12 protein-coding genes are annotated in these 19549 nt (G+C 75.6%); 3 read left to right on the forward strand and 9 right to left on the reverse strand.

The annotated features are described in order from the left end of the window. Positions 1 to 52: 52 nt before the first annotated feature. The 5 genes from ACZ3J7_RS30200 to ACZ3J7_RS30220 all read right to left on the reverse strand — a co-directional run bounded on the left by ACZ3J7_RS30200 (position 53) and on the right by ACZ3J7_RS30220 (position 6937). Positions 53 to 925, reverse strand: a complete 873-nt coding sequence (locus ACZ3J7_RS30200) for a FadR/GntR family transcriptional regulator (RefSeq protein WP_465626559.1) — start codon at positions 923 to 925, stop codon at positions 53 to 55. A gap of 278 nt (positions 926 to 1203) precedes the next feature. Then, on the reverse strand, positions 1204 to 2004 hold the full coding sequence (locus ACZ3J7_RS30205) for a hypothetical protein (RefSeq protein ID WP_465626561.1): 801 nt from the start codon (positions 2002 to 2004) through the stop codon (positions 1204 to 1206). Positions 2005 to 2015: 11 nt separating this feature from the next. Further along, on the reverse strand, positions 2016 to 3650 hold the full coding sequence (locus tag ACZ3J7_RS30210) for an ATP-binding cassette domain-containing protein (RefSeq protein ID WP_465626562.1): 1635 nt from the start codon (positions 3648 to 3650) through the stop codon (positions 2016 to 2018). A 274-nt stretch (positions 3651 to 3924) separates the two neighbouring features. Then, on the reverse strand, positions 3925 to 4683 hold the full coding sequence (locus tag ACZ3J7_RS30215) for an NUDIX hydrolase (protein ID WP_465626564.1): 759 nt from the start codon (positions 4681 to 4683) through the stop codon (positions 3925 to 3927). 82 nt (positions 4684 to 4765) lie between these two features. Next, positions 4766 to 6937, reverse strand: coding sequence for a glycogen debranching N-terminal domain-containing protein (locus tag ACZ3J7_RS30220; protein ID WP_465626686.1), 2172 nt, complete (start codon positions 6935 to 6937; stop codon positions 4766 to 4768). A gap of 1035 nt (positions 6938 to 7972) precedes the next feature. On the opposite strand from ACZ3J7_RS30220, the gene ACZ3J7_RS30225 reads away from it, so the two are divergent. After that, positions 7973 to 9286 carry an alpha/beta fold hydrolase gene (locus ACZ3J7_RS30225; protein ID WP_465626566.1) on the forward strand — a complete coding sequence of 438 codons (1314 nt, stop codon included), beginning with the start codon at positions 7973 to 7975 and terminating at the stop codon, positions 9284 to 9286. 39 nt (positions 9287 to 9325) lie between these two features. Here ACZ3J7_RS30225 and ACZ3J7_RS30230 read toward each other — a convergent pair whose 3' ends face one another. Next, positions 9326 to 10843 (reverse strand): DUF4192 domain-containing protein, encoded by a 1518-nt coding sequence (locus tag ACZ3J7_RS30230; protein ID WP_465626568.1) that lies wholly within the window; start codon positions 10841 to 10843, stop codon positions 9326 to 9328. 206 nt (positions 10844 to 11049) lie between these two features. Here ACZ3J7_RS30230 and ACZ3J7_RS30235 point away from each other — a divergent pair, with 206 nt between their 5' ends. Continuing rightward, positions 11050 to 13245 carry a RecQ family ATP-dependent DNA helicase gene (locus tag ACZ3J7_RS30235; protein ID WP_465626570.1) on the forward strand — a complete coding sequence of 732 codons (2196 nt, stop codon included), beginning with the start codon at positions 11050 to 11052 and terminating at the stop codon, positions 13243 to 13245. A gap of 404 nt (positions 13246 to 13649) precedes the next feature. Further along, positions 13650 to 14339, forward strand: a complete 690-nt coding sequence (locus ACZ3J7_RS30240; protein WP_465626572.1) for a hypothetical protein — start codon at positions 13650 to 13652, stop codon at positions 14337 to 14339. Positions 14340 to 14553: 214 nt separating this feature from the next. Here the strand turns inward: ACZ3J7_RS30240 and ACZ3J7_RS30245 are convergent, their stop codons facing one another. The 3 genes from ACZ3J7_RS30245 to ACZ3J7_RS30255 form a co-directional block, all read right to left on the reverse strand. Further along, positions 14554 to 15075: a hypothetical protein gene (locus ACZ3J7_RS30245; RefSeq protein WP_465626574.1), complete on the reverse strand. Its 522-nt coding sequence runs from the start codon at positions 15073 to 15075 to the stop codon at positions 14554 to 14556. 354 nt (positions 15076 to 15429) lie between these two features. Further along, entirely contained in the window at positions 15430 to 16113 is a 684-nt protein-coding gene (locus ACZ3J7_RS30250) for a ribonuclease HII (RefSeq protein WP_465626576.1), read from the reverse strand. Positions 16114 to 16266: 153 nt separating this feature from the next. Further along, the gene (locus ACZ3J7_RS30255) at positions 16267 to 19377 is read right to left on the reverse strand and encodes an Ig-like domain-containing protein (RefSeq protein WP_465626578.1); all 3111 of its coding nucleotides are present in this window, start codon (positions 19375 to 19377) and stop codon (positions 16267 to 16269) included. Between the last annotated feature and the right edge of the window lie 172 nt (positions 19378 to 19549).

Genomic DNA, 19549 nt, shown 5'->3' on the forward strand with positions numbered 1-19549 from the left:
GTGGGGCAGCGGAAGGGCCATCCGGCTCGGAGCGGCGACCGGAGTCGGCCGCTCAGTGCTCGCGCGGCGCGGGGACGGCGTGCTCGATGTCCGGGTGGACGGTGAGCAGCGCGCGGACGGCGGCCTCGGCGGCGGTGCCGTCGCCGGTGCCGAGCGCGTCCACCAGGCGGGCGTGCAGGCTGACCGCCGACTCGGACGGGCGCTCGCAGGTGCTGCCGGAGCCGCCGGAGACCTGGAGGGCGCCGGCCACGATGCCGGACAGGTGCTCCAGCATCCGGTTCCCGGCCATCTGCAGCACCAGGCCGTGCAGCTCGGCGTCGGCCCGGGCGTAGCTGACCAGGTCGCCCTGGTTGCCGGCGTGGCCCATGATCTCGGTCAGCTCGACCAGCCGGTGCTGGACGTCCTCCCGGCCGTGGCCGGCGGCCAGCCGGGCGGCCAGCGGCTCGATCGCCCAGCGCAGCTCGAACAGCTCGCGGCGCTGCTCGTCGCGCTGCGGGCCGAAGGCGCGCCACTCGATGATGTCGGGGTCCAGCAGGTTCCAGTCGCTCACCGGGCGGACCCGGGTGCCGACGTTCGGCCGGGCCGAGACCAGGCCCTTGGCCTCCAGCACCCGGAGCGACTCGCGCACCACGGTGCGGGAGACCTCGAAGCGCTGGCCGATCTCCTCCGGCACCAGCGGGCGGTCGGCGCCCAGGTCGCCGGAGACGATCATCTGGCCGAGCTGCTGGACCAGCTGGCCGTGCAGGCCGCGGCCGCGGCTGCTGGTGGTCTTCCGCCCGACCCGGGCGAGGTCGCTCTCGGCCCCCTCCCAGCGGGGCGCGGGCGGGGCCGGGCGGTCGGCGTACGGGAAACGGTCCAGCTCGGGGGCGGAGATCGACTCGGCCTGACGAGCGGCGGTCACGGTGGGGTGCGCAAGGGTACTCACGCCATCATTTGTCGGCGATCGGCGGAGCCGCCTTGAGCATTCTCGTGAAAAGCACACGAAAGGGTGATCGACCGTGTCTGGATAATTGACTTCTTATCAGTCGTAAATGCGCATACCGGTCATCCGGTGTGTTTTTCCCCGACGGTTGCGACCGTCCCGGCTGTCACACCGTCAGGGGCCTTCCGAGCGCCGCTCCCCCGCGCCCTCCGGCCCTCTCGGTGCCGCCCGCGCCGACCCGCGCCGGCCCGAGCCGACCCTCCGGACGGCGGGTCGGCGGCTCAGAGGCCGCGGCGGCGCAGCTGGGCCAGCACCGCCGCCAGCACCAGCAGCCCGGCGGGGGCCAGCAGGGCGGCCACCACCACGCCGTCCAGCGCGCCGGCCGTCCGGTCGGCGGCGTCGCGGACCCAGTCCAGGCCGTACTGGAAGGGCAGCAACTCCCGTACCCAGAAAGGCCAGTTGCGGCCGGTGCGGTGCAGCAGCAGGCCCGCGGTGGGTTCCAGCAGGGCGGGCAGCGCGCCGGTCAGCAGGATGCCGACGACGGCGCTGCGGACCAGCGAGGTGATCAGCAGCCCGGCCCAGCCGCCCGCCACCGCCAGCGCCAGGAACGCCAGCAGCGGACGGCCGATCCCGCCCGCCGCGAACGGGCCGATCGGCAGCGCGGACGGGTCGAGCAGCGCCGAAGCGTCCGTCCCGGCGGGCAGCGCGGGCCAGGCGGCGAGGGCGTTCAGGCCGAGCGCGGCCACCGCCAGCAGGACCGCCGCCGCGCCCACCACCACCGCCTTCGCCAGCAGTCCGCCGAGCCGGCGCCCCAGGGTCACCCGGGAGGCCGGCAGGCCGGGCCAACGCGTCTCGTTGCCGTAGGACAGCGCGCCGAGCACCGCCGCCGCGAGCGCGGTCAGCGGCAGCGGCAGCACCGGCACCACCGCCGCGACCGCCCGCACCGCGTCCGGCACCGCCAACTCCCCGGCCGGCAGCCGACTCGCGGTGAACGCCGCCACCGCCGCGTTCACCAGCAGCGCGCCCGCGACCACCACCCACGTGGAGCGCACCCCGCGCAGCCGCCGCACCTCACTCGCCACCACCCGCACGGTCACTCGCTCCCGTTCTCGTCGCCGCCGGCAGCGCGCCGCGCCACCGCGTCCGCTGCCGTGCCTGTTCCTGCTCCTGTTTCGGTTCCTGCGCCGGTGCCCGTCGCGGCCGGCTGCCGGGGCCGGGCCGCCGGTCCGGCGGGTTCGGCCGGGCGCAGTTCGGCGGCGTCGGCCGGGGTCGGCCACGGGCGCCCCGGGAAGGGGCGGACGGGCGCGGGGCGGTGGCCGACTCCCCTGATCCGCGCGGGAGTCAGCAGCTCCGCGTCGGTCGGGTTGGCGGCCAGTTGCTCGGCGTCGGCCGCGGGCTCCGGCGCGACCGGCCGCGCGGGCCGCGTCGCCGCCCGCGCCTCCGGGTGGCCGAGCGCGGAGGCCCCGCTGGGCGTCCGCGGCGCCCTGGGCGCCCTCGGTGTCCGCCGGGTCAGGTCGACGGCGGGGGTCGGCACCGCCGGGGGCGGCGTCGGAGCGGGCAGCGAGGGCTCCTCGGCCCGGCCCTGCTCCCGGCCCCGCTCCCGACCCTGGCCTTGGTCCGCGCCCTGGCCTTGGTCCGCGCCCTGTTCCCGCTCCGGGCCCGGCGGGTTCGGTGCGAGCGCGGCGGCGGCCCAGCGGCCGGCCTGCAGGCCGCGGTGGTCGAGCGGGCGCTCCGGCCCGGCCGGGCGGCCGACGGTCACCGGGTGCTGCCCTTCGGACGGTTGGCCGCCGGGGGCGGCCGCCGTCCGGATCGCCACCCGGCCGGAACGGCCCGAGCCGCTGGGCAGGGCGGCGGGGTAGGGGACCGGACGCTCCGCCACCCGGTCGGCCAGTTCGTGCAGCAGGATGCCGTTGCGGTAGGCGAGTTCGCCGATCTCGGTGCGGCCGACGCCGCTCACCGCGAGTCCGGCCCCGCCGTTGCGCCGGACCTGGCCGCCCTGGGCGACCAGCAGGTCCGCGAGGCGGGCCATCTGCGGGCCGCGGACCAGCACTTCGGGGTGCAGCCTGGTGCGGCGGAACTCCACCACCGGCTGGTCGGCGGTCAGTCGGCCCGCGTCCAGGGTGATCACCCGGTCGGCGAGTTCGGCGGCCTCCTCGGGCGAGCGGGTGGTGGTCAGCACGGTGCCGCCGGAGACCGCGAAGGAGCGCAGGAAGGCCCGGAACCACTCCTCGTTGCTCGGGGACAGGCCCTCGGTGGGGGCGTCCAGCAGCAGCGTCGAGGGGGTGCCGAGCAGGGCGGCGGCCAGGGCGAGGCGGCGGTGCATGCCGGGCGAGAAGGTGCCGAGCCGGTGGTCCGCGACGGCGGCGAGCCGGGTCTGCTCCAGCAGGTCGTCGGCCCGGCGGGCCGGGACGCCGACCGCGCCGGCCAGCATCCGCAGGTGCGACCGGGCCCGCTGCCCGGGGTGCCCGGCCTCCGGGCGGCCGGTGGACAGCAGGACGCCGATCTCCCGTTCCGGGCGCCGGATCCGCCGGTACGTCCGGCCGTCGAACAGGGTGAGGCCGTGGCCCCGTTCCAGCTCCACCATCAGCCGGAGCGCGGTCGTCTTGCCCGCCCCCTCGTGGCCGAGCAGCGCGGTGACCATCCCCGGGCGGGCGTCGAAGCCCAGGTCGAGCACCGCGGGCGGACGCCCCCGCCGGTACGCCTTGGTCAGTCCGGTGATCTGGATCATCGCTGCCCGCTCCCTCGCCCGCCGACGGGCCGGGGGTGTCCGTCCGGCCTGAGCCTGCACAGTAGGGCGCGGAAGCGGGGAAACCGGGCATTCCGGATGGGCCGCGGACGGTGTCAGCGCCGACCTCACCCGTACAGGCGACAGCCTTCTCGCCGCGCTGACGGCTTTCTCACGGACCGTCACCACCCGTTGGCGGCAAGGGTTCTGGTCGGTCGCCGGGCCGGTCCGAACCGGGCCCGTCGGATCCGGGGTCGGCCGGGCTCAGGACTCGGGCTCAGGACTCGGGGCGCAGCATCGGGGGGTTGAGGACGGTGGCGCCGCCGGCCGTGAACAGCTGGGCGGGGCGGCCGCCCTGGCGGGTCGTGGTGCCGCCGGAGGGGAGCAGGAAGCCCGGGGTGCCGGTGACCTTGCGGTGGAAGTTGCGCGGGTCGAGCACCACGCCCCACACCGCCTCGTAGACCCGGCGCAGCTCCCCGACGGTGAACTCCGGGGGGCAGAAGGCCGTGGCCAGCGAGGAGTACTCGATCTTGGACCTGGCGCGCTCCACCCCGTCGGCCAGGATCTGCTCGTGGTCGAAGGCGAGCAGCACGCCGTCGTTGCGCTCCTCGCCGAACAGTTCGCGCACCGGTGCCCAGCGGGCGCTGCTGGCGTCGCCGCCCGCGCGGGGCGAGGGCAGGTCCGGGGCGAGAACCAGGTAGGCGACGCTGACCACCCGCATCCGGGGGTCCCGCTGCGGGTGCCCGTAGGTGGCGAGCTGTTCCAGGTGCGCCCCGGCGGGGGTCTGCCCGACGGGCAGGCTGCCCGGCAGCGACTGGGCCCGCAGTCCGGTCTCCTCCGCCAGTTCCCGGGACGCCGCCTCGGCCAGGCCCTCGTCCAGGCGCACGAAGCCGCCGGGCAGCGCCCAGTAGCCCTGGAACGGCGCCTCGCCGCGCTTCACCAGCAGGGCGCACAGTTCGTGGTCGCGCACCGTCAGCACCACGAGGTCAACCGTGACTGCGAACGGGGGGAAGGCCGACGGGTCATAACGCGACATGTCGCCGATCTTAGTCGTCTCTCTGACGATAATCACAGACCACAGCGCTTTTCCGCTCCGCCGGGAGGCTCGGCGGAGGGGTTCAGCCGGCGGCGAGTTGCAGGAACGACGGCGCCTCCTCCACGACCGCGACACCGATCCGGCTGACCCGGACCGAGAACGGCTCGCCGGCCACCCGCAGGCCGGTCAGCTCCAGCGCGCCCAGCGGGGCGGTGCTCGCCGGGCGGGTGGCCACCCGCCCGGACGGGACGTCCGGGCGGACGCCCGCCAGGGAGAGCACCAGGTGGACGGCGGCCGCCGCGGAGACCCCAGCCGGGCGGCAGGCGGCCGGGTGGGGAACGGGCGGGCAGTCGGCGACCCGCTGCTCGCCGGCGTACATCTCCGGCAGTCGGCCGTCGAAGTGCGCGGACGCCTCCAGCAGGCCCTCCAGCAGTATTTCGGCCTCCCGCTCGAAGCCGGCGTCCACCAGGCCGCTCACCGCGAGCGCGGTCTCCTGGACCCGCACCGCGCCGCTGCGGTGGCCCAGCGGGTTGAACCGGGGGGACTTGGCGCTCAGGGTGCGCAGGCCCCAGCCGCAGTCGAGCTCCGGGGTCACCAGGCGCTGGGCCAGCAGCCGGGTCTGCTCGCGGTCGAGCAGGCCCTCGTGCAGTTCGCCCTCGGCGGCCAGGCCGGGGTCGAAGAGGTGCACCAGGGTGGAGGCGAGGGCCGGCACGGGACGGTCCGGGGCCAGCAGGGCGGCGGCCGGGCGGCCGCCGGACAGGTCGTCGATCCAGAAACGCTCGCGGAACCGTTCCCTCAACTCGGCTGCCCAGGTGCGCCATTGGGCCGCCCCGGGCCGGTCGAAGGCGTCCAGCAGGTCGGCTCCCTGGAGGGCCGCCCGGTGGGCCTGCGCCTGGACCTCGCAGCGGGCCGGACCGGGGCGCGCGGCGCGTTCCTCGGCCGGGCGCCCGAAGTCGCCGACGAACCCGACCGGGCCCTCGGGTCCCTCCACCACCGCGGCCCGCAGCGCGCCGAGCGCCCGCTCCAGCGCCGGGAGCAGCTCGGCGACCTCGGCCCGGGGCATGCCCCAGCGCCAGGCCTCCGCCAGCACCGTGACGAACAGCAGGGTGGCCTCCGTCGCCGTGCAGCTGGCCGGCAGCTCGGGGCCGCCGTGCCGCAGCGGACCGGGGATCACCCCGTCCAGCGCCTGGGCCGGGCCGGCCTCGCCGCCGGCCGGAGCGGGGGCGCCCTCCGGGGCCGGCGTGCCCTCGCCCGCGGCCGCGTCGGCCGGGCGGGCGGGCATGGCGGTCGGCGGGGCGGCGGGTGGGGCGCTCTGGTGCTGGCGGCGGGCGGCCGCCCGCAGGGTGCCGGCGGCGAGCCGGGTACCCAGGGGGAGGGTCATCCGGGCGGCCCAGAGCGCGTCGGCGGCGGTCAGGCCGAACCGCCAGGGGGCGCCCGAGGCGGTGTAGAGGTCGGTCGGCCGGTCGGCGTCGGCGAGCAGCAGGCCGCCCATCGAGTCCAGGGCGCGGGCGACCAGGCGGGCGGCCCGGCGGTCGTCGGCCCGGATCTCGGGCTCGGACCAGGGCAGCGGTACGCCCGGGCCGCGCCCCGTCGGCGGCCGCGCCGTCGACGGGGTCTCCAGCTCGACCCGCAGGTCGACCGACCACCGGGCGCCGGGCTGGATCTCCAAGTCCCAGCGCAGCACGCCCGCTCCGGCCAGCACCGCGTGCGGCGAGGGCCGCGCGCTGACGGTGGCGGCCCGGCCCTGACCGACCCAGCGCAGGCCGGACGACTGGACCTGGCCCGGCAGGTCGGCGGAGCGGCGGCCCGCCGCGATGTCGGTGAGCAGGCCGAGGTCGGTGCCGAGCGCGATCTCCAGCGGGAGCCGGGCGGGACGGGCCCCGGTGTTGCGGACCGTCACCGTCTCCGCGCCGTCGGCGTGCCGCAGCCGCTCGACCGTCAGCGCCGGGTCCGGGTCGAGGTCGCCCGGCACCCGGACCGAGCCGACGAACCGGGCCGCCGCCGCGGACGTCAGGGTGCCCTGCAGCGGGAGCGGCTCCACCCCGCCCAGCCGCAGCTCCACCCGGGCCAGGGTGCGCACCCCGTGCCGGAAGAAGCCGTGCAGGCCCTGGCCCCGGAGCTGGCCGTCCGGCCCGGAGGCCGCCATGCTCGGGGCGTTGACGCACAGGACGTCGTGCGCGGCGGAGGGCTGCGGCCGGGGCGGGGGTGCCTGGGCGGGTCCCCTGGCCGGGCCGGTGGCGGGCGCGCCCGCCACCTGCTCCGACCGGACTCCGGCCGCTCCCGGCGGCCCTGACGGCTGGTCGGCCCGCGGCCCCGGACCGCCGCGCCCGCCCGCCGGGTGACCTGCGGCCGGCCGCGTCACGGTGCCGTACGGCGGGGTGCCGCCGGCCCCGTAGGGCGCGCCGCCGGCCGGTGTGCCGTACGGGGGCGTGGCCGCAGGGCCCGGGTAGGGGTGGGCGCCCGGGTGCGCGGCGCCCACCGGGGTGCCGTGGGTCGGCGTGCCGAACGGGGGCGTGCCGTGGGTCGGCGTGCCGTAGGCGGGGGTGCCGGGAACCGCCGGGGCGGGTCCGGCCGTTCCCGGGACGGGGCCGGTGGGCGTCCCGTACGGCGGGGTGGCCTGGCGGGGGTGCGGAGGGACGGCCGGGCGGCCGGGCGGCGCGGCGGCGCCCGGGGACGGCGGGTTGGCGGGTGGCAGCGGTTGGGGCGCTGCGTGGGGTGGCCTTGGGTCGGTCACCGGGCTCTCCTCCCCCCGACCGGCCGAGGGCTGCGGGCTCGGTCGGCCGCGAGCGTGCTCGTTCGCGGACTGTGCTGCTCTGCCGCCGGTACACGCGGCTGTGACTCCGGTCGGACCGGACCTCCGGCGCCCCGCCCCGGCGGGGGCGGTGTCCCGGTCCGGACGTCGCGGCCGCCCCGGGGTCGGCCGCGCCGGGTCGAACGACGCGTGACCGGTGCCCGGGACGGTCGGCCCGGCCGCGGTCCGGTCGGCGGTTCCGGTTCGGGTGGCGGCGTCCCGCAGATTGAACGCACCACACCTGCCCCAGGTCACGCCCGTCGGGCGGACGTCCGGTCGGAGGCGGCCGCGGGCCGAGGGTCGTTCGGCGCTCCGTGACCGACACCCGTGGCGCCCGCTGTGTCGTGGTGCCGTCCGGGGTTCTCCGCACGTGACGGACGCCCCCCGGCGGCTCCGGTCCGCCGTCAGGATACGGTGCGAGGACGACGACGGACGCACCGGCGACCCCGGCGACCGGCGTCGCGCCCCGCCTGTGACCAGCTCGCACCTAGGAGTTGCATGTCCTCCCTCGGCCGCATCCCCGGAATCGTCACCACCGACCACGTCTTCCGGGTGCCGCTGGACCACGGTGCCCCCGGGGACGAGACGATCGAGGTCTACGCCCGCGAGGTGGTGGCCGCCGGACGCGAGCACGACGAACTGCCGTGGCTGGTGTACCTGCAGGGCGGCCCGGGCGGGAAGGCCAACCGGCCGCTGGGGCGGGACGGCTGGCTGGACCGGGCGCTCGACGACTACCGGGTGCTGCTGCTGGACCAGCGCGGCACCGGCCGCTCCACCCCCGCCAACCGGCAGACCCTGGCCCGCCGCGGCGACGCCCGGCAGCAGGCCGAGTACCTGGCGCACTTCCGGGCCGACTCGATCGTCCGGGACGCCGAACTGATCCGCCGCCGGCTGCTCGGCGAGGACGGCGTGTGGAGCCTGCTGGGCCAGAGCTTCGGCGGCTTCTGCACCCTGACCTACCTCTCGCTGGCGCCGGAGCACCTGCGCGAGGCCTTCGTCACCGGCGGCCTGGCCGGGCTGCGCCGCTCGGCGGACGAGGTCTACCGCGCGGCCTTCCCGCGCATCGCCCGCAAGAACGCCGGGCACTACGCGCGCTTCCCCCAGGACGTGGCGGCGGTACGGCGAATCGCGGCGCACCTGCTGGAGCGGCCCGCGACCCTCCCCGACGGGGGGACGCTGACCGTCCGGGCGTTCCAGGCGCTGGGCCTGATGCTGGGCGGCGGCACCGGCTCCTCCGTCCTGCACTACCTGCTGGAGGAGGCCTGGGTGGACGGGCCGGACGGACCGGAGCTCTCGGACACCTTCCTGGCCGGGGCGCAGTCGCACCTGTCCTTCGCACAGAACCCGCTGTACGCCGTCCTGCACGAGTCGATCTACGGGCAGCGCTCGGTCGACCCGGGGGCCACCGACTGGTCCGCGGAGCGGGTGCGCAAGGAGTTCCCCGAGTTCGACGCCGAGGCGGCGCTGGCCGGGGACGGGCCGGTGCTGTTCACCGGCGAGACGATCCACCCCTGGATGTTCGAGACCGACCCGGCGCTGCGGCCGCTGCGCGAGACGGCGCAGTTGCTGGCGGAGCGCACCGACTGGCCCGACCTGTACGACCTGCCGCGCCTGGCGGCGAACCGGGTACCGGTGTACGCGGCGGTGTACCACGACGACATGTACGTGGACACGGCGCATTCGCTGGAGACCGCGGACGCGGTGGCCGGCACACGGGTCTGGATCACCAACGAGTGGGAGCACGACGGGGTGCGGACCAGCGGCCGGACCGTTCTGGACCGGCTGGTCCGGATGGCGCGCGGCGAGGTGTAGCCGGCCGTCCTGCGGAGCGGGGGCGGGGGTTCGCACGGGTCAGTCTCCGATCGCGTGTCGGTTCCGGTGCGTCCGGGCCGATCGGACGCGGGTGCTCGCCGGGGTGATCCGGTGGGCGCAGGAGCGGCGCACCCGCTCGGCGCGGCAGGCCGCCGCGGTCGGCGGTCCGTCGTCCGGGGCGGAGCCGGGCACGGCGCCCGGCCCGGGCTCGGGCTCGGGCTCGGGGCGGCCCGCCCCGGGAGCGGACGGTTCGGGCGCGGGGGCCTCACGGTCCGGCGCCTGGTGCGCGTCGAAGCCGACGGATCGCTCCCCGGGGGAGGTTCCGCGGTCGGCGGCCGGTCCGGCGGCGACCGGTCCGACGGCGGCCGGGGCGGGGTCGGCCGGGCCCGCCCCGGGGGGCGCCGGCGGGAGCTCCGCGGGGTGCGGGGGCTGCGGGTCGCGTAGGCGGGTGGTGCGTTCGCGGCGGACGACCCGGAGCAGGGCCTCCGGGGCGATGCCGGCGTTCAGCGATTCGTAGAGGAGCTGGGCCAGGGTGTAGGCCGGTTCCAGCTCCAGCGCCCTGGCCAGCACGACCCGGGCGGTGGCCGGATCGCCCGCCAGCCAGGACGTCCAGGCCAGCAGGGTCAGCGGTGGGGCCGCCAGGTGCCCGAACGGGTCGACGCAGCGTTGGACCAGGAACCGCCACAGCCGCTGGGCGGCGGCGAGTTCGTCCGGTTCGGCGTACTCGGCGGCGCGGTCCCGGCCGAGTTTGTCCTGCATGCCGATCAGCAGCCTGGCGGTGCGCGCGGTGTCCAACTCGCGGGCTCCGGCGCGGAACTCGGCCACCGCCTCGGCGAGCAGCGCCGCGGTGCGTTCGACGGCCGCCTCCCGGCCGCCGGGGCCGGCCAGCTCGCGGACGAAGGGCGGCCCGGCGTCCTCCAGGGCGCGGCGCTGCGTCTCGGAGCCCGGCGGGCCGATCGGGGCCAGCCCGGCCACGATCGCCTTGCGGCTGCCGCGCGGGGCGAGGCCCGCGTAGGTGGCCGCGGCGGCGAGCGGGCTGGGCTGGTGGGCGGCCCGGACCGGGGTGCCGTCCGGCGGACAGCAGTCGATCCCGGTGCACAGGAAGGACCACCAGCGGCCCCCGGAGACGCACAGCGACTCCTTGACGGCCACCCGCTCGTCCCGGAAGGCCCGGGCGAGCGCGGCGGCCAGCGGACGGAGCCGCGCCAGCACGGCGTGGGCGTCCTCGGGCGTGCCGACGCCCCCGGCAGGGTCCCGGCACAGGTAGAGCAGGACTTGGACGGGGCGGCGGTCGCGCTGTTCGGACAGCTCGACCAGCAGCCGGGCGGACTCCACCGCGGTGCGCTCCCAGTCGGCGGGGTCCTCCGGGATGTCGATCCGGATCACCCCGCCCTGGTCGAGCGCGGCGCCCTGCAGACCCACCGCGACGATGCTGTCGTCGGGGAAGAAGCCCAGCAGGTAGGGGAGCATCTCCGCCATGTCGGCGGGGCCGCGCAGCCGGACCGGGAGGTGGCCGGGGCGCGGGGCGGGGGTGGTGGTGCGGTCGTCTGCGGTCATGGCGGAAAGCATGGACCGAATCGCGTCCGACTGCGGACGATTGGCCCCGGCCTGTGGATAACTCGGGGGGTTCGGCATCTCCTCACCCGAATGGCCCGCATTTCACGGCGTTCGGGCCGATTTGACATCGGATCAACCGATCAACGCCACTCTGTCCACAGCCCGGCATTCGCGGTCCGTCCGTGCCGCACGGTATCCATGACCCCATGCAGACGCGCGAACCCCACCCGACCACCCCCGCCGACCGCGACGCCGTCCGGGCCGCCGCGGAAGCCGTGCTGCGCGAGCTCGCCGGCCCCGGCGCGGCGCTGCGCGAGGACCAGTGGAGAGCCATCGAGGCCCTGGTGGTGGACAGCCGCCGCGCCCTGGTCGTCCAGCGGACCGGCTGGGGCAAGTCCGCCGTCTACTTCATCGCCACGGCGCTGCTCCGCGAACGCGGCGCCGGTCCGACCGTGATCGTCTCCCCGCTGCTCGCCCTGATGCGCAACCAGGTCGACTCGGCCGCCCGGGCGGGGATCCGCGCCCGGACGATCAACTCGGCCAACCCCGAGGAGTGGTCGCAGATCCAGCAGGAGGTCGCCGACGGCCTGGTGGACGTCCTCCTGGTCAGCCCCGAGCGGTTGAACAACCCCGACTTCCGGGACCACGTACTGCCCAAGCTGGCCGCCTCCACCGGTCTGCTGGTGGTCGACGAGGCGCACTGCATCTCCGACTGGGGCCACGACTTCCGGCCCGACTACCGGCGGCTGCGCACCATGCTGGCCGAGCTCTCCCCCGGCGTCCCGGTGCTGGCGACCACGGCGACCGCGAACGCCCGGGTCACGGCGGACGTCGCGGAGCAGCTGGGCACCGGCGCCGGCGACGAGCAGGCGCTGGTGCTGCGCGGGCCGCTGGACCGGGAGAGCCTCAGCCTGGCGGTGCTGCCGCTGCCCGACCCGGCGCACCGGCTGGCCTGGCTCGCCGACCACCTGCCCGACCTGCCGGGCTCCGGCATCGTGTACACCCTCACGGTGGCCGCCGCCGAGGAGGTCACCGAGTTCCTGCGCGGGCGCGGCTACCAGGTGGCCGCCTACTCCGGGCGGACCGAGGACGCGGAGCGCCGGGAGGCCGAGGCGGCGCTGCTGGAGAACCGGGTGAAGGCCCTGGTCGCCACCTCCGCCCTGGGCATGGGCTTCGACAAGCCGGACCTCGGCTTCGTGGTGCACCTCGGCTCGCCGAGCTCCCCCATCGCCTACTACCAGCAGGTCGGCCGGGCCGGCCGCGGCGTGGACCGGGCCGAGGTCCTGCTGCTGCCGGGCCGGGAGGACGAGGCGATCTGGCGGTACTTCGCCTCGATCGGCTTCCCCGCCGAGGAGCAGGTCCGCCGGACGCTGGACGCGCTGTCCGAGGCGGGCCGGCCGCTCTCCACCGCCGCCCTGGAGACCTCGGTCGACCTGCGCCGCACCAGGCTGGAGACCATGCTCAAGGTCCTCGACGTGGACGGCGCGGTGCGCCGGGTGCGCGGCGGCTGGGAGGCCACCGGCGAGCCCTGGCGGTACGACGCCGAGCGGTACGCCAAGGTCGCCCGGGCCCGCGAGGCCGAGCAGCAGGCGATGCGGGAGTACGTGGCCACCGAGGGCTGCCGGATGGAGTTCCTGCGCCGCCAGCTCGACGACCCGGAGGCGGCCCCGTGCGGCCGGTGCGACCGCTGCACCCCGCCCAGGCACTCCGCCGAGGTCTCCGCGGCCGCGCTGGACGCGGCCCGGGCCGCGCTCGGCCGCCCCGGTGTCTCCTTCGAGACCCGGCGGATGTGGCCCACCGGCATGGAGTCCCTGGGCGTCCCGCTGAAGGGCCGGATCCCCGCGGCCCAGCAGGCCGAGCCGGGGCGCGCCCTGGGCCGGCTGTCCGACATCGGCTGGGGCGGCCGGCTGCGTTCGCTGCTGGACGAGCGCTCGCCGGACGGCCCGCTGCCGCGCGAGGTGCTGGACGCGATGGTCGGGGTGGTCGCGGACTGGGCCAGGGGGCCCGGCGGCTGGGCCGGTCCGGAGGGCCCGGACGGACAGCGGCTCGACCGCCCGGTCGGCGTGGTCGCGCTCGACTCCTCCACCCGCCCCCGGCTGGTCTCCGACCTGGCCGCCGGCCTGGCCTCGATCGGCCGGATGCCCCTGCTCGGCCGGATCGAGTACGCCACCGGGGAGCCCCCGCACGGCCCGCGCAGCAACAGCGCCCAACGGCTGCGCTCGGTCGCCGGGGCGCTCGCCCTGCCACCGGACCTGGCCGAGGCGCTGGCCGCCGCCCCGGGCCCGGTCCTGCTGGTCGACGACCTGGTCGATTCCGGCTGGACCCTGACGGTCGCCGCCCGCCTGCTCCGGCAGGCCGGTGCGACCGCCGTCCTCCCCCTCGTCCTCGCGGTCCGGGGATGAGACCCGACCACCGGGTGTGACACCCGGCCCCGGGACCGCCACCGCCCGCACCCGGCGGCGGAGGGGAGGAGGCGGCGGGTGGGCCGGGGTCGGGGCCGGTGGCCGGAGAACCCCGGCCGCCGGTGGCCAGAGAGGGGTGGGGCACCGGGCGTACGGGGGACGTACACCGGAAGGTTTCAGCCCGTACACCTACCGCTCACCGTCGGGTCAGCCGAATGGCCCCGTCGAGGGCGTGGAACATATCCGGCAGAAGCAGGGATTTCGGGCCGCGTTCGTCATTTCATCATTGCCGCTCGGAGTGCTCTCGCCCGAGAATTGGAAGGTATCCAATGCCTGGTCCGCCGGACCCGGCCTTCGGCGTACGCTCGCGCGCCCCGGGGGGCGCGAGCGCGGGAAGGAGGATCGTGATCAACGGCATCGACCGAGGTCCTTCCCGCTGTGACGGCCACCGGAGCATCACCCTGCCGGAGTGGCGGAGCCACGGCGTGCCCCTGCTGCGGGCGCCCCGGGAGTTCGTCACCGAGCTGCACCTGCGGCACCTCCCGCAGCCGGGGACCACGGTGGTCGCGGTGCTGGGAGCCGGGAACCGGGTGGTGGCGTCGGCGTCGTTCGGCGTCCGGCCGCAGTTCAACGACGGGTGGGACCATCGCAACGCACTGCTCGGCCATCTCCGCCGGGTCACCCCGCACGACCTGAAGCGTCCCAGTCCGAGCCGGACCGCCGTCCTGCTGCGCTGCCGCGAGGGCGTCCCGGACTGGACCGAGCAGGACGGCGCCTGGATGTGGGCGCTGCGGGCCGCCGCCGAACTGCACGGGCTCCGCTGCGGCTCGTACCTGACGCTCACCCCGGCGGGGTGGCAGTCGCTCGGCGACGGCCGGCGCGGGCGCAACCCTCACTCCGGGTCCTGGGCGCTCGGGCCGGTCCACACCGTCACCGAACTGCCGCCGCGCGTCCCGCGCGGGCTGCCCGCCGCAGCGTCCGAAGCACCGCTCCCCCAGCAGCCGCCGGTCGCCCCGGTCACCTCGCTGGACGCGGTCCGCGCCCTGGACGGCACGCACGAGGCCCGGACCGCCCGCCGCACCGCCGCGCGCTGACCGACCACGAGGGCCGGCGGAGGCGGACAACAGGCAGCAGGCAGTGGCCCGTGGGCAGCACCGAGCGACCCGCCGCCCGTGCCCGACCCGTGCCCGACCCGGCCGCCCGCCGTGCCGGGTCGGGCACGGCGGGCGAGCGGTCGGACAGCGGGCCGGAAGACCGGAGGACGGCCGAACCGGCGGACGGACGGACAGGCGGACGGGCGGACGGGGCTCAGGCGAACAGCGGGGCGACCGTCTCGGTCTCGCCGCAGACCACCAGGAGCTTCCCGGCCCGTTCCAGCGCCTTGCGCGCCGCGGCGGTCACCCGCTCCGACCGGTCCGCGTTGACCACCAGGACCACCACGTCCCGGCGGAACGGACGCGTCGCGGCCGCGTCGGCGTAGAACACGTCGCCACCGTCGGCGAGCTGCGCCCAGTAGCGCTCCTCGCCGAAGCTGAGCTCGTGCTCCTGCCAGGGGTGCGCCGCACCGACCGTCAGGACCAGCACGTCGCCGGGGCGGCGGCCGGACTCCAGCAGTGCGTCGACCGCCTCGTCGGCGCGGTCGATCGCCTCGGCCGCGCCGGCCGGCAGGAGTTGGACCTCCGGTCGGCCGGGGCGCGGCGCGGGGTTCGGCTTGGGACGGGCCGGCGGCCGCGGGCCGGGGACCGGCCGGTCGGCACGGGGCGGCGCGGGGCGCGGCGGGCCGGGGCGCGGGCCCGGGACCGGAGCGGCGACGGCGGTGGGGGAAGGCATACGGGGGGCAGGTGCGTCCGACTTGTGGGGAAGGGGAACGCCGGGGCCCGGGATCGTCTCGTGAATCTCCGGCTCCTCGGGGAAGACAGGCATACCCGGATTCCTATCAAATGCCGGTCGGATGCGCACGGGCACCCCACCAGTTGGAAGTCTGGCGCGCTGTGCGCGCACTGGCGGTGACGCCCGGGTGACCGGTGGACGAATACTGACCAACCGTCAGGATCCGGCTCCGCCGGGCGGGTTCCGGAGCCGCCCGGACGGCCGGTTCCGGCCGCCCGGAAGCACCGGGACGTGGCCGGAAGCAGCCGTAGGGCGTGCGGGAAACGCCAGGGAAGCGCCGGGCCCCCGACCCCTTCAGAAACCCAGCGAGAGCTGCTCGCCGGCGTCGGCGGCGCTGCGCTGCCGCCTGAGGTGGCTCCAGCGCGGCAGGGCGTCCAGGTAGGACCAGGAGAGCCGGTGGTGCTCGGTGGGGCCGAGCTCCTCCAGGGCGGCGCGGTGCGTCGGCGACGGGTAGCCGGCGTTCTCCCCGAAGGCGAACCGCGGGTGGTCGGTGCCGAGTTCGGCCATCAGCGCGTCCCGCCGGACCTTGGCCAGCACCGAGGCGGCGGAGACGCAGACGCAGGACTGGTCGCCCTTGATCACCGTGCGGACCCGCCAGGGTCCTCCCAGGTAGTCGTGCTTGCCGTCCAGGATCACCGCGTCGGGCCGGACCGGGAGTTCCTCCAGGGCGCGGACGGCCGCCAGCCGGAGCGCGGCGGTCATGCCGAGCTCGTCGCACTCCCGTGCCGAGGCGGAGCCGATCGCGTACGCGGTCACCCACTCCTCCAGGAGCGGGGCGAGCGCGGCCCGGCGCCGTTCGGTGAGCAGCTTGGAGTCGGTCAGCCCCTCGGGCGGGCGGCGCAGTCCGGTGACGGCGGCGCCGACCATGACCGGCCCGGCCCAGGCTCCCCGGCCGACCTCGTCCAGTCCGGCCACCACGCGGGCTCCGGCCCGGTGCAGGGAGCGCTCGACCGAGTGGGTCGGGGGGTCGTACGGCATCGGGTCGTTCCGTTCGGTTCGCTTCGGAGGGGCGCGGCGGGGAGGGCCGCCGGCCTCCTCAGCGTACGCCGCCGGGGCGGCCCGGCCACGGGGATCGTGACCGGGACCGCCCCGGCGGGTGGGTGGAGGTCCGGCGCACCGGGCGCCGACCGGCTAGTAGGTGCCGTACAGGGAGTACACGAGGTTGTCCTTCACGGCGGTGCCGAAGCTGGCCGGGAAGGTGCCGAACGGGACGGAGGCGCTGCTGTAGACGCCCGAGCCGGCCGGGCCGGAGCCGTAGTGCATGTTGTTGACGGTGGAGCTGGTGCCGTTGGAGTTGTAGATCAGCCAGTACGTGGTGCCGGGCGCCAGCGTGTAGGTGATCGGGGCGCTGTTCCAGGCGTTGGCGCTCAGCGTGCCGACCGAGCTGGTGGCCAGCAGGGCGTCCGGCGAGCCGCCGTTGTCGCTGTAGACGGCGATCTGGAACTGGTTGTTGGGCGCGGCGCTGATCTGCCCGGTGTGCACGTTGAGCGAGGTCAGCGCGATGCCGGAGGCCCCGGTGGTGATCTTGGAGCCGTTGAGGTGGTTGGAGTCGGTGTCGTCGAGCTGGCTGCCGACGGCGCTGTTGCCGATGGTCTGCGGCGGCGCGCCGGCGGTGGTGAAGGCGGCGGTGTAGGCGGCCGTCTGGGTGTTGCCCGCCAGGTCCTTCACGTTGGCGATGCTCAGCGTGTAGCCGGTGCTGAGCGAGAGCGCGGCGCTCGGGGTGAAGGTGACGGTGTTGGTGGCGGCGTCCAGCGAGACGGTGCCGGCCACCGCGACGGCGCCGGTGGTGGTCTTCAGCGTGACGTTGGTGGCGTTGACGGTGCTCGCCTGGACGGGCTCGCCGAACGAGGCCTTCACCGGGGCCGTGGCCGAGACGCCGGTGGCGCCGTTGGCCGGCACCGAGCCGGTGACCGTCGGCGGGGTGGTGTCGGTGCCGTAGGTCGCGGTGTAGGAGGCGACGTTGCCGTCGAAGAAGGCGTACGCGACGCCGTGGATGGTCTCGATGCGGTAGCTGACGTTGGTGGTGCCCTGCTTGATGCCGGTGAGCGTGCCGCCCGCCGAGTTGACCGGGACCATGGCGCGCAGGCCGTTGGCGCCGCCGGTGATGCTGAAGCTGAGCGTGTTGGCGCTCCAGCTCAGGCCGGAGAACGCGGAGCCGTTGCGGGTGTCCAGCCAGGTGAGCAGCTGGCGGCCGGAGACGACGGGGGCGCCGTGCGCCTTGGCCGAGGCGATGACCTGGTCCGAGGCGGTGGAGGCGGCGTAGTCGGTGTGGATGTTGGCGGTGAGGACGGTGTAGTAGCCCTTGGAGTTGTAGGCGTTGTCCAGCAGCGTGTTGACGGTGCCCGGCATGGACTGCCCGGACTCGTCGGTGAGCTGGGTGGTGGCCTGGTACTCGTTGATGGTGCTGCCGTCGCTGTCCGCGTACTTCATCGGCAGGCCGGTGCCGTTGAAGTAGCCGGGCCGGTCCTGCACGAAGCTGGCCGGGTAGTAGTAGTAGTCGGTGTCCAGCCGGATGCCGTTGGCCAGTTTGGTCTTGGCCTGGGTCGCCCAGTCGTCCCACTCGACGCAGTGGGTGCGGGTGCTGTCCGGGTTGGGCAGCGAGGTGTACTTGGCCTTCCAGGCGCCGATCTGGGTGGCGTAGACGTTCTGCAGGTCGGTGGGGGTGCCCCACGGCGTGCAGTTGGTGGTGACGTGCGTGCCGATCTCGAAGCCCTGGTCGGAGTAGGCCTTGGCCTGGGCGTCAGTCAGCGGGTCGTTGGTGTAGATGTAGGACGAGGCGCGCACGCACTCCCAGTTGGCGACGTTGCAGCCGACCGGGCTCTGCGCGACGTAGCCGTCGAAGCGGCCGCCGGTGCCGCCGATGCCGTGGTCGTCACCGGTCATCACCACGACGGCCTTGACGTCCCGCGGGAAGTACCAGAACTTCGGCAGCGGCTTCTTGGCGGCGTCCATGCTGGTGATCAGGTTGGCGAGCAGGCGCTGCTGCTCGTCGGCGATCGGGATCTGCGCCTTGTCGAGGTTGTTCCAGTTGAGCTGTCCGCCGGTGCCGAAGAACATCTCGCTGGCCTCGATGCCGTCGACGTTGTCGCGCTGCTGGCCGCCCCAGGCGATGTTGCCCTGGCGGGTCTGCACGACGGACTTGGCGAGGTCGAAGGTGAACGCGGCGGCCTGGCCGGTGCCGACGGTGCGCAGCGTGACGGCCGGGTTGGTGGTGGCCACGGCGACGTCGCTGTACAGGGTGGCGACGGCGGTGGCGCCGTTCAGCGCGTACTTGTCCGCGGTGCCGTGGAAGCCGATGGTGTCCGGGGTCAGCCCGGCGCCGGGGGCCGCGGTGGTGTCGATCTTCAGGTAGGCGTCGGCCAGCGTGTCGGTGCTGCTGGTGAGGCCGAGCAGCCCGGCGAGCTGCTTGTCGGGCCGCATCGCGACGAGCCGGCCGCCGCCGTTCACCCAGGTGGTGAACATGGTGGTCTGGGCGGCGGTGAGCTGGTTCTCCGCGAGCAGGACCACGTCGTACGAGTTGAGCGTGGTCGCGGTGACGGTGCTCAGGTCGGCGGTCTTGTAGTAGTTCAGGCCCTCGGCCTTGAGGATCTCGCCGTAGTAGGTGCTGTACGGGTTGGCCGAGTTGGTGACCAGCAGGATCGGGCCCTCGTTGCCGGGTCCGCTGCCGGGGGTGCCGCCACCGCCGCCGGACGGCGTGTAGGTGGCGTAGATCGAGTAGTTCAGGTTGCCGGTGGAGACGGCGCCGAAGCTGCTGGGCCAGGTGCCGTAGGCCGTGCCGCCGGTGGAGTAGCCGCTCTGGCCGCCGGTGGAGTAGTTCAGGTTGTTGACCGCGGCGGAGACGCCGTTGGAGTTGTACGCCAGCCAGTACGGCGTGTTCGGCGCGAGCGTCGCGGCGACCGGCAGGGTGTTCCAGGAGTGCGCGGTGAGCGTGCCGGCGGCCGATGAGCCGAGCAGCGGACCGGGCTTGCCGGCCACGTCGCCGTAGACCGCCACCTGGTACTGGTCGTTGGGCGTGGAGCCGACGGCCCCGACGTACACGCTGACGCTGTTGACGGTGCCGCCGCTGGCGCCCGTCACGAAGCGCGAGGTGTTGATGTAGTTGGAGTCACCGGAGTCGGTGGCGGTACCGACGGTGTTGTTGCCGAGGACGGCGGTGACCGCGTGCGCCGCGGGTGCCACCATCAGTCCGCTCGCCGCGAGCATGCCCACGAGCAGCCCGGCGATTCGTTTTCTGAGCCTCACGCCAACCCCCCAAGGTCGGATGACCGGATCAACGGCAGAAGTTGCCGCCCTCCGTCCTACCGGCTCCGACCCCGGCGCGTCCCCAGAACCCTCACATCACAGCCACGACTTCCGGCCAACTAGGAGCCGAACGCTCCGCATCCGACCTGTTTGTCCGCGCTCGTTCAAGGAG

It is taken from the genome of Kitasatospora sp. NPDC015121 (assembly GCF_055562955.1).

Coding starts and splice junctions, on each gene's coding strand:
- ACZ3J7_RS30230 (WP_465626568.1), bottom strand. CDS start 10,843: ATGACCGCAGACGACCGCACCACCACCCCCGCCCCGCGCCCCGGCCAC.
- ACZ3J7_RS30225 (WP_465626566.1), top strand. CDS start 7,973: ATGTCCTCCCTCGGCCGCATCCCCGGAATCGTCACCACCGACCACGTC.
- ACZ3J7_RS30250 (WP_465626576.1), bottom strand. CDS start 16,113: ATGCCGTACGACCCCCCGACCCACTCGGTCGAGCGCTCCCTGCACCGG.
- ACZ3J7_RS30245 (WP_465626574.1), bottom strand. CDS start 15,075: ATGCCTTCCCCCACCGCCGTCGCCGCTCCGGTCCCGGGCCCGCGCCCC.
- ACZ3J7_RS30215 (WP_465626564.1), bottom strand. CDS start 4,683: ATGTCGCGTTATGACCCGTCGGCCTTCCCCCCGTTCGCAGTCACGGTT.
- ACZ3J7_RS30235 (WP_465626570.1), top strand. CDS start 11,050: ATGCAGACGCGCGAACCCCACCCGACCACCCCCGCCGACCGCGACGCC.
- ACZ3J7_RS30210 (WP_465626562.1), bottom strand. CDS start 3,650: ATGATCCAGATCACCGGACTGACCAAGGCGTACCGGCGGGGGCGTCCG.